Raw genomic sequence first — 16,714 nt, forward strand, 5'->3', positions numbered from 1 at the left:
CTGACGGAACCACCGCCCCGGCCGAAGCACGTTGCGCCCCCCCCGTTTGTGCCGCCGCCGGAAGTGCATACCGCCACACCGCCGTCGCAAAACACCATCACCGCGCAGTCGGCCACGCCAACGCCGTCTGCACCGGTCGCGCCTCCAGCACCGGCGCCGGCACCCGCGCCAGTTGCCGCAAGTGTGGGCGTTGTCTGCCCGAACTCGACGCAGGTGCGTGCGGGCATCCGCTATCCACGTGAAGCCATCAAAGACGGCCTCACGGGCGATGTTGTCGTGGCGTTCACGGTGGGCACTGACGGCAACGTGAAAGACCTGCGTGTCACCACGTCCGCCGCACCTGTGTTGGATCGCGCGGCCGAGAACGCCGTGCGGCAATTCCACTGCATCGCGCAAGGCCAGGAGGTGCGGGTGCAGGTGCCTTTCTCTTTCAAGCTCGATTGAGGCTGCAAGCGTCAGCCAATGCCATCACGTTGTTCCAACACGTTCCAGGAGACAAATATGTTCAAACGCTTCTACCCAGCTGCCGCCGCCGTCGCTCTGACGCTGGCAACCAGCGCTGCGCATGCCGCCACTGATGCGGTAACGAATCCATACGGCCTCGAGGCGCTTTGGAAAGGCGGCGATCTGATTGCCCGCGGCACACTGTTGATCCTCATCGTGATGTCGATGGGCAGCTGGTACATCATCGTCGCGAAGCTGCTTGAACAGGCCCGTGTACTCCGCCGGGCAAAAGCTGCCGAAGAGGTCTTCTGGACTGCACCCACGCTCCCGGAAGGCGCACGCGCGCTCAACGAGGACTGCCCCTTCCGCTTCATTGCACAGGCTAGCCTGTCCGCATGGGACCACCACGATGGCGCGATGCTGGAGCAGATCAGCCTGGACACGTGGGTCACCACCGCCCTTGAGCGCGCGACCAACACCGTTTCCAATCGCCTGCAGGACGGCCTCTCCTTCCTGGGTACCGTCGGGTCAACTGCACCATTCGTGGGACTGTTCGGGACGGTGTGGGGCATCTATCACGCGCTGACGGCCATCGGCATTGCCGGGCAGGCATCGATCGACAAAGTTGCCGGCCCCGTGGGCGAAGCATTGATCATGACCGCTATCGGCCTGGCCGTGGCCGTGCCGGCGGTGCTCGGCTACAACTGGCTGGTACGGCGCAACAAGGCGGTGATGGAGCGTGTGCGCGGCTTCTCCGCCGAACTGCATACCGTTCTCTTCACGGGCAAGACCACCGCTGCCGCTGCCGCCGCAACGCGGTCCATGGCGATTGCTCGCGTGGGGTGAGCCATGGCCATGTCCGTCGGAACTGGCAGCAGTGACGAGCACGATGAGGTGATGTCCACCATCAACACGACGCCATTGGTGGACGTGATGCTGGTGCTGCTGATCATCTTCCTGATCACCATTCCGGTGGTCTCGCACACCGTGCCGGTCACGCTTCCCAAAGAAGCCGTCCACCCGCTGCAAACCACACCCCAGAACGTGATCCTCGCGGTCACGAAAGACGGCGACGTGTTTTGGAATGAAGGTCATGTGCCGGATACCCAAACGCTTGTCGACAGACTCAAGACGGTGGCCGTGCAAAAACCGCAGCCGGAAGTGCACATCCGTGGCGACCTGGATGCACGTTACGCCGCCATTGGGCGCGTCGTGCTGGCCTGTCAACGCGCTGGTATCGCGAAAGTGGATTTCATTACCGAAGCACCGCCGCGCCAATAACCCATTCACACCAAAAGGAGGCCCGTCATGGCAATGACGATGCATGGCGGCAACGGCGATGACGCCGAGATCATGGTCGAGATCAACACCACCCCGTTGATCGACGTGATGCTCGTGCTGCTCATCATGCTCATCCTCACGATCCCTATCCAAACGCATGCGGTAAAGCTGGACATGCCAACCGACGCGCCTGCGCAGCCTCAGCAGACACCGCCGGCCATCGTCCAGATTGACGTCGCCCCCGATGGCTCGCTCGCCTGGAATGGCGAACCGGTGGCCTCCCGTGCGCAGTTGGAAACCCGGCTTGAGGCAGTCAGTGCAGACCCCGCACCAACTGAGCTGCACTTGCGTCCGGACAAGGCCGCGCCGTATCGGGCCGTTGCCATGGTCATGGCGTCAGCCCAACGGCTGGGTGTGAAGCGCATCGGGCTGGTCGGCAACGAGCAGTTCATGCCGTAAGCGGCATTGCGCTGCCAACTGGTCGCCCCGTCACCCTCTCGCACCCTCCTAAATTGTCGGCTCCGCCATGTTCGACTCGAAACTCGACTTACCTTCCCCCGCCATGGGGATCTCCGCACCAAGGGAGGCGTCCGCTGGCGCGCTTGCCTGGTTCGGCCTCGCAGTCCTCGTGATCGTCGCGTTCTTTGCCAATATCGACCGGCAGATACTCGTTCTCCTTACAGAACCGATCCGGCATGACTTCGGTCTCTCGGACTTGCAGATCGGCCTGCTGCAAGGGGCCGGCATCGCGCTCTTTGCGGGCGCGGCGGCGCTGCCCATCGGATGGGTGGCAGACCGCGTTGACCGCCGCCTCGTGCTGGCGGTGTGCATCCTGGTCTGGAGTGCAGCAACTGCAACCTGCGGGCTCACCACCGGCTTCTGGCAACTCTTCATCGCCTCGATCGGATTGGGCATCGGAGAGGCCGGATTGATGCCCATCATCTACGGCATGATCCCCGACCTGTTTCCCGCACGACAGCGCGTGCTCGCAAACTCGGTGTTCGCGCTGGTCAATCTGCTCGGCGCCGGTGCGGGCATGGCCTTGGGGGGGGCACTGTTACAAGGCGTCACGGCCACACACGGCACGCTACCCAGTTCGTTAGCCAGCTTCTCGCCATGGCGTCTAGCGTTCTTTGCCGTTGCGATACCTGCGCCGCTTCTTGTCATTCTGGTAGCGATGATCCGCCCTAAACACGGCGCCGTCAGCACGACCATGCGCGCCGCCGAGCATGCCGCCACATCACCCTTGACCGCACGCGTCTATTTCACGCGCGAACGGGCCATGATGGCGAAATTCTTCGGCGCAATTGCGTTGGTCAACATGGCTTTCACCGGCATCACCACCTGGATGCCCATCGTTGCCGTGCGGAGCTTTGGCGCGGCGCCGGCTGCGGCTGGCGGTGGGTTGGGAGCCGCAGCCACAGTCGGCAGCGTCGTTGGCTGCGTTCTGGGCTGGCTGATCGCTCGCCGCCTCAGCCCTCGCTTCGGCGTATTGGCCCCGCTGCGTGTGTGCGAATGGGGTGCGCTTGCCGCAGCGCTCACTTCCGTCGGCTACCTGACGGCCAGTTCGGTGACATTCGTCTACAGCCTCTTTGGACTGCAGTTCGCTTGCATTGTCGCCGGCATGGTGCTGTTTCCCGCAATCATGCAAAGCATTTGCCCCGCGCACCTGCGCTCGCGAGTGGCCGCCATCGGCGTGCTGACCACCATCGTCGTTCAAGCCGGTAGCCCGGTCTTCATCGGCGTGATGTCGGATCGCTTGCAGGCGGTCAACCACGGTCTCCTCGTAGCGATCATTGGCGTCGCCCTGGTTGGCTTCACTTCAGCTTGCGTACTGATGCGCGCCGCCGGTAAAGGCGTACGCGACGCAATTGAGCGCTACGCATAACGCCCTCCCATCGTCAAATGACCACCACGGAACCCTGTTCTCTCTCGATTCGAATCGAGTCCTGGCCACTGGCCGCGCCTTTCAGAATTACCGGCTATCTCGTCGATACTGCACGTGTGGTCGTCGTGACAATCGCTGACGCGCACCATGAAGGTGTCGGTGAAGCGGCCGGCGTCTTCTATCTTGGCGAGACGCCCGAGTCGATCGCGGCGCAGATCGAAGCGGCACGGCCTTCTATCGAACGAGGCATCACCCGCGCGCAGTTGCTGACGCTGCTGCCGTCGGGCGGCGCACGCAATGCGGTGGACGCAGCGCTATGGGCTTTGGAATCGAAACGTGAAGCGTTGCCGGTCTGGCGCGTCGCGCAGCTTCCGCCACCGCGCCCCCTGCTCACCACGATGACTATCGGCGTCGATACCCCACAGGCGATGGCGCGCAACGCGCGCAGCCTGCGCCAAGCCCGGGCGCTCAAGATCAAACTCGATGGCAGTGTGCGCGATGCCAGCCGCCTGTTTTCGATTCGTGAGGCACGACCTGACGTGCCGCTCTCAGTCGATGCCAACCAAGGCTGGTCGCGCGCGCACCTCGATACGATGCTTCCGGTGTTGCAGCAAGTCGGTGTCGACATGCTGGAGCAGCCGTTCGCCATCGGTGCTGACGCCTGCCTCGATACGCTGGACTATCCGATACCTCTGGCCGCCGATGAATCGTTCCAGGACGTTAATGACCTTCCCAGCGTCGTTCGTCGATACGACATCGTCAACATCAAGCTCGACAAGTGCGGGGGACTCACACGCGCGCTTGAACTCGCTGCCAGCGCACGGTCTGCAGGCCTCTCCGTCATGGTCGGATGCATGCCTGGGACGTCATTGGCCATCGCGCCCGCTTTCGTCCTCGGGCAGTTGTGCGATCGCATCGACCTCGATGGACCGTTGTTTCTCACCAGGGATCGTGCGGTTGGCACCCAGTACTCGGACGGCCACTTGCTGTGCCCAGAAGATGCCTGGGGGTCCGCCATTGCCAACGCCATGCTCCCGTAACGTCCACCGTGCAGCCAATGAATTCTTCACTCGCCGCAAGGCTCGACGCTCTCTTTGCGCCGTATCAGCGCAGTGACACACCGGGCCTGGTCGTGGGCATAGCGCACGGTGACGCGTTGCGCTATCGCCGTGGCTTTGGCATGGCCAGCTTGGAGCACAGCGTCGCCAATACGCCATGCACCCGCATGCGCATCGGGTCCGTCACCAAGCATTTCGCTTGCTTGGCCGCCATGCTGCTCGTCGAGGCCGGCAAGCTCGACATTGATGCGCCGGCGCGCCGCTACCTCCCAGAGCTTCCCGCGCGGAACAGCGACCCCACGCTTCGCCAGTTCATGAACCATTCCGGGGGGGAGCGGTGCTTTCTTGATCTCTTCATGCTCACACAGGGATTGAGCATGGTTCCCGCCGGTGCTGCATTGGCGATGCAGGCACGGCAGTCCGAGCACAACTTCCCTGCGGGCGAGCGCGCCATGTACACCAACGGCGGCTATCAGATGCTGTCGATCGTGATTGAACGCATCAGCGGCATGTCGTTCGAGGCGTTTCTGGCGGAACACCTCTTTGGCCCGATGGGCATGATCGACACCATTGCGGCGCCCCACGATATGCAGATCCTGCCTGGCATGGCGACATTGCATGTACGGGACGCCACGGGCGGCTGGGAGCGCGGGCTACTGCCAGGATGGCGCTGCCTGGGCGAGGGTGCCATCGTATCGACGGTGGATGACATGCTGCGCTGGATCGCACACCTGCGCAGCGAGAAGCGCATTGGCTCCGCTGCCACGTGGCGTGAAATGCTGACCCCGGTCCGTTTTTACGACGGAGAGATCGGCACTTACTCGCTCGGCCTCATGCAGACACGCTATCGCGGCGTCTCGATGCTGCACCACTCCGGTGGATCGATCGGCGGTGCCTGCCAGATGTTGACGGTGCCTGAGCACGCCCTCGACATCGTGATCATGACGAACGCGGACACGATCAATCCGATCGCGTTATCCAAGCGCGTGATCGACATCGTTCTTGAGGCGCATCTCACCACAGTGGAAAGTCGCCCCGCAACGTCCGTTGAATATCCTGCGTGGTTGGGGACGTACCACTCATGCGAAACGGGCGCCTACTGCGAAATTGTCGACCGCGATGGCACGCTGCATCTCATTCACCACAACCTCGTCATTCACCCGCTGCCGCTCAAGTTGGTGCCCAACAGGCCGAGGACACTGGCGCTGGATGACGGCCCCGAGGGTGCGCTTTATCTAAAACTCCACAGCGACGGAACGCGTCTCGACATGACGCAGTGCGGGCAAAGCCAGACGCTGGACCGCCTCGCCAATGCGGCGCCCCATGCAGCCGGCGCGGCCAACGGATTGGTCGGGCGTTACGTCAGCCTGGATGCCGGTGCGCTTGCGATCATCAAGCAGGAAAGCAATGCACTGGCGATGTCTGTCCAAGGCAGACACGGCACCGCCCTCTACCGTCTCGACCCCAAATCGAACGACATGCTTGCCTTCACGCCGCACGACCCCAGCAGCATGGCGTATGGCGCAATGCGCCTCTCACGCGACGACAGTGGGAACACCTCGTGTTTCCGGCTCGACACCTGGCGCACTCGCAATTTGCTGTTCACTCGCATTGACGACGATACAACCCCATGACAAGCCCATCGAGAGAATGCATGTACGAGGCGCTATCGGCGCTGTTTCGCCCCTACGCGTGCAGCGATGGTCCGGGCGTGGTTGTCGGCATCGCGCAGCATGGTGAACTGCTCTACCGCAAGGCATTCGGCATGGCGAGTCTTGAGCACGCGCGCGCGCTGACGACCGCCACGCGCCTGCGTATCGGCTCAGTCAGCAAGCACTTCACCTGCCTGGCTGCACTGCTGCTCTGCGAGGAGGGCCTTCTCGATGCGGACGCCGGCATCGGAACCTATATTCCTGAGCTCTCGCGTGCCGGCGGTGCGCCGACACTGCGTCAGTTGATGTCCCACCGCGGCGGGCAACGATGCGCGCTCGATCTGGCCTTGCTGACGCAAGGCTTGGCCATCCCGCCGCGTGGCGCAACGCTCGCCGCACAGATCCGCCAGCGCGACGAGAATTTCCGCCCAGGCGAGCGCATGATGTATTCGAACGGGGGCTATCACTTGTTGTCGCTCGCCATTGAGCGCGCCAGCGGCATGCCGTTTGGTGCATTCCTGGATGCGAGGATCTTTACTCCGATCGGCATGCACCAGACGGCTTCCATCGACAACGACATGGCCGTGGTGCCGGGCATCGCCAGCTTTCATGTGCCGGATGGCGAAGGCGGGTATCTGCGCGGCATTTTTCCCTCAAGAGAGATCCTGGGTGAAGGCGGCATCGTTTCGACGGTCGATGACATGCTGCGATGGACTGCGCACATGCATGGTGAAAAAATCATCGGCACCGATGCAACGTGGGCGCAGATGTTGGAGATGCCTGTCTTTTCCAGCGGACAGCGCAGCAACTACGCCCTGGGCCTCAAGCAAACCAACTATCGCGGCGTCGAGCTCACCCATCATTCGGGCGGTGTCATCGGGGGCACCAGCCATATGCTGTTCTCCGCCACACACGGGCTGGATGTGGTGCTCCTCAGCAACGGCGCGGTCGACACCCCAATCGATCTTGCCCATCGCATCGTCGATATCGTGCTCGCCGATGTCTTGAGCGGCGACGGACCGCCGATACCAGCGCGTGCATCGGCACATGCTGCGCGGCTTGGCCGCTATCGCTCATTGGAGAGCAATGCGGTGTATGCACTGGAGAACCGCGACGGCGCATTGACGCTGGGTGGTTGGCTCTGCGCGGGGAAGCCCCTGCCGCTTTACCCGATCGAAGGAAGCCCCACCAACGATGTCGCCATTGAAGCCGGCTCTGACGGTTCCTTCTCCGTGCACTGGGGTATGCACAACGCGCCCGATGACATCGACCATCTCCGGATCGCCCATTGCGGTCATGCCGAGACATTCGAACGCGTTGCTGAAGCCCCCCCGATGACGGCCGAGATCGCCGCTGCCGTGTGTGGCATCTACGAGAGCCACGATGCCAACGCCCGCGCCGTCATCGAACACGATCCGGCGGACCACAGTACTTTGATACTCCGTATGCAAGGCTCAGCTGGAGGGTGTGATTACCGACTGACGCCTATCGCGGATCGCGTCTTTGGCATGGCTCCCATTGCCCCACTGGCTTTCATCGATGGCATCGTTACGCTATCGCAAGACCCATCCCAGCCGGTGACGCCCGGCTTCCGCATTGATACCCAACGGAGCCGACGTGTCACATTCACGCGGGCCGTTAGCAGTTGGTCACGATACCCGAAACCCTGCCTCTGAAACACAACGGTTGACGTAAAAAACGGAGCGGCACCGTTGCCGCTCCGCCTGTTCTCATATCTCCCGCGAGAAAGCGAGGCCACGTGTGCGCGAGGTATCCAGCCAGAAACGGGAAACACGCCCGTTCACACGACCTACGGTCAGCACACCGGCGGAGAAACCTTGCGCGTCCGCCGGTTCAAACGTGAAGACGTCTTCGCTAACGGGGACAAGCCGGTAGTTGACGCCACCCATTGGGCCCTCCAGCCGCATCGATACAGCGCCGTCCGAGAGCGTCAGTCCAGCATGCCCAGCTGCATCACCGCTAAAGTAAGCGCCCTCCATGCCGACGAAGGCGTCGGAGACAGGTGGCGCCTCATCTGGCAGCCGTTCCAGTAGCGATGCATGGCCGCAGTCGATGAACTCGATGGCCGTCACGCGGCCGGCCGACGTCTCGCCGGGCCGAATCATCAGCGCGCCACCCGTACCGTCCTCGATGCGCAAACCGTCCGACGTCTCAATTAACGGTAGCGCCAGGTGCTTCTGGTTATGTATGACGGCAGCAAGGTGCCCATCCCGATCGACAACCTCACAGTACGCTCGATCGGCGCGCGAGAAGTATCGGCCCAGCAGCGTTTCATTGCCGCGGGTGGTCAGTGGCTCGGCGCGCGGTGCGCCGAGTACCTCGTCACCCAGGACGACGTCGACAATCTGCGTCGCGAGTGCAATCGGGTCCACAGGCGCACCGTTGGTAAGAATCACCACGTCAAGCGCATGCGCCACAACGGTCAACATCTGGCATGACCCGCCGAATACGCCGCCGGCATGGTGCAGCAGTTCAACATTGCGATGCGGGGTGCGCATCAGTCCAAGCGCATACACACCCTCGGCCCCACTGGAATAGCGCGGTTTGGTCAGCATCTGCCGCCACACTTCCTGGGTGCCGAGCTTGTTCGGCGCGCGCAAATGCCCCGCCCAGCGCAGCATGTCATCGATGGTGGACACGATGCCGCCTTCGCCCCGCACTTCCAACGAAGGGAACAGGCCGCGAATAAAACCGCCCTTTCCGTCGGGTACGTGCTGGGTGGCCATGCGCGGCCGAATCTGCATATCGTCGGCAACGGCCTCGGTATCGACCATGCCCATCACACGGAAGATGCGTTCCGACAGGAAGGTCTCGAACGGCATGCCGCTGACGCGCTCAATGGCGAGCGACAGCAGGTGGTAGCCGCCGTTGCAGTAAATCATCCGCTCCCCAGGGCGGAAATTGACGTCGCGTTGGCGGACCTCCGCCGCCAACGCCGCGCCCCGAGGCATGGTCACCACGCCCTGCGTCAACACCCACAGGTCGAGGTAGCAACGGTAGCCGCCGGTGTGCGTCATCAACTGTCGTAACGTGGGATCGCCAGCGAGGGCCGGCAACTGCGGGATGTATGTCCGGATGCCCGCGTCGATATCCAGTTTGCCCTCTTCTGCCAGCAGCAGCGCCGCGAGACACGTGAAGTGCTTGCTCGTCGAGCCGATCCGCATGCGCGTTGCGGGCGTGTTGATGGTGCCGTGCTCAATGCTGGCCAGCCCGAAGCCGCGCCGGTAAAGCGCATCCCCTCGCAACGCGACGCCGACCACGAGGCCCGGCTGGTCCGCCTTGTTGTAGGGCTCCAGCAGCGCGTCGAGTTGCTTCCTGATATCCATTGGATCGTGTGTCATGCCGAGTGATGTGCGTTAGAAGGGAACCGTCAGCGTTGCACCGATCGTGCGAGGCTGTGCCACGCTGACCAGCGCAGGGCCACCCATCGGAACCAGGGACGTACCTGCCGCAAGCAATGCACGGCGGTCGAACAGGTTGCGAACGTAGAAAGCGAGGCTGAACTTCTTGAAGTCGAGTCCTGCCTGCAGATCCGTCATGGCATAGCCCGGCAGGGGATAGTCTGGGCGGCCTGTATTGTTTCCAAAGCCGGCATGGCGACTGCCGACAAACCGTTGACTAACACCTGCGTAGGCTGGATACCCGTTCACCGCAAACAGGTAGTTGGCCGATAGAGTGGCGGCAACCCGTGCCGAGTTTGGAAGCGGATCGCCCGCGTTGGTGCCCGTGTTGACATTGCCCGTGGTCAGCTTCGCGTCGATGAGGGACACGCTCAAACCAAGATTCCAGTGGCGATTCGGACGGAACGCGCTGGCGAGCTCCAACCCTCGAATCCTTGCATCACCGGCATTGAGCACTTGGTTGACGCCATTGACAGCGCCGAACTGCTGGATGTTCTTCCACTCGATGTCGTACACCGTCATCGCAACCGACATGCGCTTGTCCAGGAGATCGGCCTTATAGCCGGCCTCGTAGGTCCACAGCGTGTCGGGGCGGAACGTAGGATTCCCAGACGAAGGCAGGCCCGTGACAGGATCAACCAGCAGCGCATTCGGTCCGCCAGGGCGATACCCGCTGGCAGCGCGCAGGTAGACGTTGCTGTCTTTCGTCAGCGCATAGTTCGCTGTAAGCATGTACGTCTTGCTGGTATCCGATGAGGGGGCGGTGATGGTCTGCGTGGGCCCCGCGAGCGCGCCAAACGTGGTCTGCTGGTACTCCTGGGTGTTGTGTGCCACGCGGAGGCCGCCTGTCAACGACAGGCGCGGGGTCAGGTGATAAGTCAGATCCCCGTAGGCCGCGTACTCGCTGTAGGTGCTCGGGGCCTCAAGCGCGGACAAATTGGGGCCGACGGTTCCGTCGGGCAGCGTTGTAATGAGCCCTTGGCTCGCGTCACTGCGCTCGCGCGTGTAGAACACACCCGCAAGCCATTCCAGCGTCCGGTTACCTGGCGAGGTCAGACGAAATTCCTGCGTGAACTTATTCGTCGTCGCCATGTTCTTTGCGGCAACGGAACTCACGTTGAGCCCGATGCCATTGAGCAACGGAACGTACACCACCGACAAGTCTTGCGGCGCATCAGATCGCATCGACTGGTATGACGTGATCGAATTCGCGCGTGCCCAGCCGAACTCGTACTCAACCCCGGCGGAATAGAGTTGGACGTTCTGATGAAAGGGCTCCGTCGTAAAGAGCCGCGTTGTCAGATCGCCGTCCACGGGTTGCCCATTTTTGCCATAGGCGACGTAGTTCGGTGCATTGCGGTTGATGTTCTGCGTCAATGCGGTCAGGCGCAGCGTCAACTGATTCGTGGGCGTCAGAAGAAACGACGCGCGCGCGCCATAGGTATCGCCGCGGTCAATACGTGAACCCGCCTGTGGCCCTACGGCATCGACATAGCCCGCGTCGTGTTGGCTGAACATCGAAATCCGTGCCGCCGCCACATCGGTCTTCAACGGAAGATTCAACACGGCGTTGGCTGAGTTATTCACGCCGCCATGCTTGGTGACGGAAAGGCCTGCAGACGCCTGGCCCGAAAATTCGCCGGAATCCGGCTCGTTGGTAACGTACTTGAGCAATCCGCCCATCGCACCCGCACCGTACAGCGTTCCTTGAGGACCCCGCAGAATTTCGATGTGATTGAGGTCCAGCAGGCTCATGTCGAGCGCGAACGTTGCACCCTGGGAGAACACCGTGCTGCCGCCAAATGCCACGTCGTCGACGTACACACCGACGGTCGGCCCGGTCTGCTCACCTGTCGTCACGCCGCGCATGCTGATTTGCCCAGAGCCGCTGCCACCCGCCGTGTTCAGGTCCACACCGGGTTCCGACGACAGGAAGTCGGACATGGTCTTTGCGCCGCCTTTCTGCAGCTCTTCTGCCGAGACCACGTTGATCTGCATCGGCACTTCACGCGCTGGCTCCCGGCGGCGCGTTGCGGTCACCACCACCGTGTTGAGGGTGGCGCCTTCCTTACCTTGCGACACGGAAGTCTCGGCTCCCTGGGCACTCTTCTCAGCCGGGGCCGGCGCGCTTGCAGGCCTCCCGCCAGGCGCTGCATCCGGGGCCGCAACTTGCACCATGTCTTGTGATGGCTTCACCGTTTGGGCGTGCGCGTACAGCGAAGCCAAGCCAAGCACTGGGCCAGCAAACCACGTCACGCATCGCCCACCCTGACGAAACTGCGGCGCGGTTGCATCCGCTCTACGCGCCCTTCGATCGTTCATTTTCACTGTCGTCTCCTCCGAGTTTTCCGCTTTCTGATTGCGGTGTTCAAAGCCCTGTTTCACTTCGCAACTCATCGGCAACGGTAAGTGCATGGCATTTCTGTTTCGTGTGTACTTTGTATCGCGCTTGAAACAAGCGGGGGGGGCGAGGCGGCGTCCTCAGCATGCATTGTTTCAACGTTGAAACGGAATACAAACAAAGTCGATACAGTCGCGCACGATAATCCCACTATGCTGATTTCTATTCGTATTCGACGTACCCAGGACGCATATGCCCAAGCCATCATTTGATTCCGCGTTCTATCGTTTGCTGTTTGTGATGCTGGCGATGGTGCTAATGACGCAGGCCTGCGCAGGTCTCGTCTTGTGGTGGTTCTACAGCGCCGCAGTGTTCAGGGCGCCTCCCGGCATGAGCGTTCCGCTACAGCTATTTCTGGCCGTGCTGATCCAACTGGTGCCGCTATTGATCTCGTCCTGGATCGGCGCGCGCATGCTCGCGGCACCGTTTCGTTCACTGGCCCAAGGGGCTGCCGAATTGGCGAACAACATCGACGCATCGCCCGTCCAGGAAGCCGGCCCGATCGAAGCGCGGCAGGCGGCACAGGTTTTCAACTCGATGCAAGCGGCGATACGGCGCCAGATGAGTGAGCGAAACCGATTCCTTGCCGCTGTCTCGCATGATTTGCGCACCCCTTTGACGCGTATGCGGCTGCGCCTTCGCACGCTGGAAGATCGGGAGTTGAATGACAGACTCCAAAGCGACATCGACGAGATGACGCAATTGCTGGACGCCACGTTGTCGTTCTTGCGAAACGCTGAAGTCGTTGAAGCCTTCAGCCCTGTCGATATCGACGCTCTGGTGGATGCGATTGCGGAGGATGCAGCCGAACGCGGGCAGCGTGTCAACGTCAGCGGCGAGATACGCGCGGTGATGGCGCAACCGCTTGGTTTGAAGCGATGCCTGACGAATCTGGTGGCCAACGCCATCCGATACGGAGAGGAGGCGCATATTCATCTGACTGACGGACCCTCGTTCATCTGCATTGATGTCGCCGATCGTGGCCCGGGTATCCCCGAAGCGCAGTTGTCACGCGTGCTTGAGCCGTTCTACCGGCTTGAAAGCTCGCGCAACAAGGACACTGGCGGCACGGGCCTGGGACTGGCCATCGCGAGCGACATCGTCAAGCGGCACAACGGATCGCTTGAGCTGCGCAATGATCCGGCCGGAGGACTGGTAGCGACGGTGAGACTGCCGCGACGGTAGCCCGCGCGGCCGCCGTGTTGCGTGCGGCCGCGCTCTCGTTTCGAGCGCGATACAGAGTGCTCACAAACTAGCAACAGCGTGTGCCTACAGTGAGGTTTCGATTTCCACGCCCTCTCGTAGGATTCACGATGAAACTATTCACCGCTCAGCTTGCGACCGAAACGAATACGTTCGCGCCCTGCCCCACTGGCTGGGGCGGCTTTCAGGAATCGGGCATCTTCCACGGCGACGCAAGCCAGCGAGCCCCGCAAGGCATGGGGTTCGCCCTTGCCGAAGTGCGGCGGCTTGCGGAACGCGACGGGCATGAGATCGTCGAGGGCATTTGCGCAGAGGCGCAACCATCGGGCCCCACGATTCGCGCGGTCTATGAATCGCTGCGGGACGAGATCCTAGGCAAGATCGAAGCAGCGCAGCCGCTTGGCGGCGTGCTCCTGGTGCTGCACGGCGCGATGGTGGCCGAGGGATACGACGACTGTGAAGGCGATCTGCTATCTCGAGTGCGAGCCATTGTCGGCCCCGAAGTGCCGATTGCCGCCACACTCGATCCGCACTGCCATTTCACGGAGCGCATGCGGCGCTCGGCAGACATCCTGATCGCCTACAAGGAGTATCCGCACACCGACCCCATCGATCGTTTGCGTGAAGCGTATCAACTGCTGCTCGACACCGCGGCGGGCAAGATCCGCCCCACGACAGGTGTGTACGACTGCCGCATGGTTGGGGCCTGGCACACCACGAGTGAGCCCATGGCGACGTTCGTGCGGCGCATGAAATCACTTGAAGGACGGGACGGCGTGTTGTCCGTGTCGCTCGGGCATGGGTTCCCATGGGGCGATGTTCCGGAGGCCGGCGCAAAGTTTTGGGTGGTGACCGACAACAACCTCGCCGATGCAACGGCCCTGGCCACGCAGCTTGGCCACGAATTCTGGGCCCTGCGCGAAGCCACGCGGCCTGCATGGCTCGACGTCGATACCGGGCTGGACCGCGCCCTCGAGGTCGGCGGCGGCCCCGTCGTGATCGGCGACGTTGCCGACAATCCAGGCGGTGGGGCGCCAGGAGACAACACGGTCATCCTGCGCCGGATTATCGAGCGACAGATCGCAAACGTCGCCATCGGGTGCTTCTGGGATCTCGGTGCGATCCAGATCTGTCACGACGCCGGCGTGGGTGCAACCTTCGATCTGCGCTTGGGTGGCAAATGTGGCGTAGCCTCGGCCGATCCGCTGGACCTTCGCGTGACGGTGCGGGCGCTGACCGACCAACATACGCAAAGCATCTCGGGATTGACCATTCCATTTGGGCGAGCCGTTTGGCTCGAGGCCGCCAATGGTGTCGATATCGTTCTGGCCTCGGTACGCAACCAAGTGGTTGGCGTCGACGCGTTCACGGGTCTGGGGATCGATTTTGAAAGCAAGCGGCTGGTTGTCGTGAAATCAACCCAGCACTTTCAAGCCGAGTTCGCCCCGCGCGCCAAGGCGATCTTCCATATCGCAGCGCCAGGGGCCGTCACACCGAGCTTCGCCGATCTGAACTATCGGCGTCGCGATCTCAACTATTGGCCCCGCGTATCGAACCCTTTCGAGGCATAAGCCCGCGAACGGGGCATTTTCAAATCTGAGGCCTTGAAGAGGCCACGCCTCGTAACACGTTGAATACCGTCAAATACGTCGGGCAGCCAGACTCATGAACATTGTCGTCGTGGGTGCCGGAATCTCGGGCACCGTCACCGCGTTGACCCTTGCACGCGAAGGTCATCGCGTACAACTCATCGAGCGCGCAGATGCAGCCGCAACAGGTGCGAGTTTCGCCAACGCGGGCCTCATTTCACCTGGACACAGCTTCAGTTGGGCTGAGCCCGGAATCATCCAAGTCGCCCTGCGTTCATTGTTTCGGTCTAACGAAGGTTTGGGGATCTGCGCCCCGTGGAAGCCGGCGCTCCTGCGATGGGCGTTGCTGTTCGCTCGCGAAGCAACGCTAGATCAGTGGCTGTCCAACTCCCGAGCTGCACTAGCGCTCGCTGCGTACTCTCGCGACATGCAGTTTGGCGATCCACTGGTGCCGCCAGAGGCGTATGGCGGCCGGCAGGCTGGCATCCTGTATCTGTACGGCAATGAAGCGCATCCCGGCCCACACGATGCAGGGCTTCTCGCCGCGGCCGGTGAGCCATTTGAGAGAGTCAACACCACTCGATTGGCAGACATTGAACCCATGCTCCGTACTGCGTCGGAGCAGTTTGTACACGCACTCTACTGTCCAACTGACGGGACAGGCGATGCTGCACGCTACGCCCACGCAGCATTGGCAGAGGCAGTTCGTCTTGGTGCAGAGGTGCGATTTTCCGAAACGGTACGCGCGTTGAAGACACGCGGCGATTGCATCGTCGGTGTCGAGACAGAACGTGATTGCATACAGACGGACGCCGTTGTAATCGCAACCGGCCTGGCATCGCGCCGACTGCTGGAGCCGTTGGGATACGACCTGCCGATCTATCCCGTCACGGGTTACTCGATTTCCTACACGGGTGTCCGCGATGCCTCGCCACGCGTGGGCGCCGTTTCCATTCCCCACAAGATTGCTTGGGCATCGTTTGCCCCTGAAGCAGTTCGATTCACGGGTTTCGCGGACATCGGCGAACCTAGTCCAAAACGCGTCGCCCAACGTCTTGCAGCCCTGGAAGCCTTTGCCGCGACGATCTGCACGCGTCTGAAGCACGCGCAACCCAGCCGGTGGGTCGGTTATCGCCCCATGACTCCCGACAACCTGCCGTTCCTTGGAGCAACCCGCCATGCCAACCTCTGGCTGAACTGCGGGCATGGCGCGATGGGCTGGACGATGGCTTGCGGCTCAGCACGCACCGTAGCCGACCTCATCAGCAGACGACAGCCCGTGTTGGATCTATCGCCTTATCGCTGGGATCGCTATCGGCTTCTGGGCCGGCGCTAGATGCATGCCTGACCGTTTCTTCTCCTCACCTCAATTCAATCCACTCCGATGACGACCTCACCTGCTTACCTGTCTGCCTCTCCTGGCCTACCTTTCTCGGCGGCGGTACGTGCCGGCGGCTTCTTGCTGCTGTCCGGACAAATTCCCTTTGACGCCGATAACAAGCCGCATTGTGGAACGATCGAAGAACAGACACACGCAGTCCTGCAAAGGATTTCTACCACGCTTGAAGGCCTGGGAAGTTCTCTGCGTCGCGTCGTCAAGACCACGGTCTGGCTGAGCGATCTCGCGAACTTTGCAGCGTTCAATCAAATCTACACGCTCTACTTTCAAGAGGGCGCTTACCCCGCACGGAGCCTGGTAGAGGCCAAGCTGGTTTTCGGAGTCGCCGTGGAAATCGAGGTGCTGGCCATCGATGACAGCGTGAGTCCTTAGCAAAT

General features: G+C 62.0%; 14 protein-coding genes. 12 read left to right on the plus strand and 2 right to left on the minus strand.

Annotated elements, in window-relative coordinates; all coding sequences use genetic code 11:
• From ACCD03_RS22110 to ACCD03_RS22145, 8 genes are all read left to right on the plus strand, one after another.
• The coding region (locus ACCD03_RS22110) for an energy transducer TonB (RefSeq protein ID WP_413412894.1) at positions 1-444 on the plus strand (444 nt) is incomplete at its 5' end.
• Positions 445-501: 57 nt separating this feature from the next.
• Positions 502-1,290, plus strand: coding sequence for a MotA/TolQ/ExbB proton channel family protein (locus ACCD03_RS22115; protein WP_413412895.1), 789 nt, complete (start codon positions 502-504; stop codon positions 1,288-1,290).
• 3 nt (positions 1,291-1,293) lie between these two features.
• Positions 1,294-1,725: an ExbD/TolR family protein gene (locus ACCD03_RS22120; RefSeq protein WP_045203595.1), complete on the plus strand. Its 432-nt coding sequence runs from the start codon at positions 1,294-1,296 to the stop codon at positions 1,723-1,725.
• Positions 1,726-1,752: 27 nt separating this feature from the next.
• Complete coding sequence (locus ACCD03_RS22125) at positions 1,753-2,184, plus strand: ExbD/TolR family protein (RefSeq protein WP_253536499.1); 432 nt, start codon at positions 1,753-1,755, stop codon at positions 2,182-2,184.
• Between the two features lie 67 nt (positions 2,185-2,251).
• Positions 2,252-3,613, plus strand: coding sequence for an MFS transporter (locus ACCD03_RS22130; RefSeq protein ID WP_413412896.1), 1,362 nt, complete (start codon positions 2,252-2,254; stop codon positions 3,611-3,613).
• Positions 3,614-3,630: 17 nt separating this feature from the next.
• On the plus strand, positions 3,631-4,653 hold the full coding sequence (locus ACCD03_RS22135) for a dipeptide epimerase (RefSeq protein ID WP_413412897.1): 1,023 nt from the start codon (positions 3,631-3,633) through the stop codon (positions 4,651-4,653).
• 17 nt (positions 4,654-4,670) lie between these two features.
• Entirely contained in the window at positions 4,671-6,305 is a 1,635-nt protein-coding gene (locus ACCD03_RS22140; protein ID WP_413412898.1) for a serine hydrolase domain-containing protein, read from the plus strand.
• 20 nt (positions 6,306-6,325) lie between these two features.
• On the plus strand, positions 6,326-7,999 hold the full coding sequence (locus tag ACCD03_RS22145; protein WP_413412899.1) for a serine hydrolase domain-containing protein: 1,674 nt from the start codon (positions 6,326-6,328) through the stop codon (positions 7,997-7,999).
• A gap of 54 nt (positions 8,000-8,053) precedes the next feature.
• On the opposite strand, the gene ACCD03_RS22150 is transcribed toward ACCD03_RS22145, so the two are convergent.
• Together ACCD03_RS22150 and ACCD03_RS22155 are read right to left on the minus strand one after the other, a co-directional pair.
• Positions 8,054-9,685, minus strand: coding sequence for a serine hydrolase domain-containing protein (locus ACCD03_RS22150; protein ID WP_413412900.1), 1,632 nt, complete (start codon positions 9,683-9,685; stop codon positions 8,054-8,056).
• A 15-nt stretch (positions 9,686-9,700) separates the two neighbouring features.
• A complete protein-coding gene (locus tag ACCD03_RS22155) occupies positions 9,701-12,130 on the minus strand; it encodes a TonB-dependent receptor (protein ID WP_413412901.1) in 2,430 nt (809 codons plus the stop codon).
• A 208-nt stretch (positions 12,131-12,338) separates the two neighbouring features.
• Between ACCD03_RS22155 and ACCD03_RS22160 the strand changes: the two genes are divergently transcribed.
• From ACCD03_RS22160 to ACCD03_RS22175, 4 genes are all read left to right on the plus strand, one after another.
• Positions 12,339-13,331: an ATP-binding protein gene (locus ACCD03_RS22160; protein ID WP_413412902.1), complete on the plus strand. Its 993-nt coding sequence runs from the start codon at positions 12,339-12,341 to the stop codon at positions 13,329-13,331.
• Positions 13,332-13,459: 128 nt separating this feature from the next.
• Positions 13,460-14,920 (plus strand): M81 family metallopeptidase, encoded by a 1,461-nt coding sequence (locus tag ACCD03_RS22165; protein WP_413412918.1) that lies wholly within the window; start codon positions 13,460-13,462, stop codon positions 14,918-14,920.
• Positions 14,921-15,014: 94 nt separating this feature from the next.
• Positions 15,015-16,274, plus strand: coding sequence for an FAD-dependent oxidoreductase (locus ACCD03_RS22170; RefSeq protein ID WP_413412903.1), 1,260 nt, complete (start codon positions 15,015-15,017; stop codon positions 16,272-16,274).
• A gap of 48 nt (positions 16,275-16,322) precedes the next feature.
• Positions 16,323-16,709 carry a RidA family protein gene (locus ACCD03_RS22175; protein ID WP_413412904.1) on the plus strand — a complete coding sequence of 129 codons (387 nt, stop codon included), beginning with the start codon at positions 16,323-16,325 and terminating at the stop codon, positions 16,707-16,709.
• The last annotated feature ends 5 nt before the right edge of the window (positions 16,710-16,714 follow it).

The sequence above is a fragment of the Ralstonia sp. Ralssp135 genome, from assembly GCF_047304345.1.
Taxonomy (GTDB): Bacteria; Pseudomonadota; Gammaproteobacteria; order Burkholderiales; family Burkholderiaceae; genus Ralstonia; species Ralstonia chuxiongensis.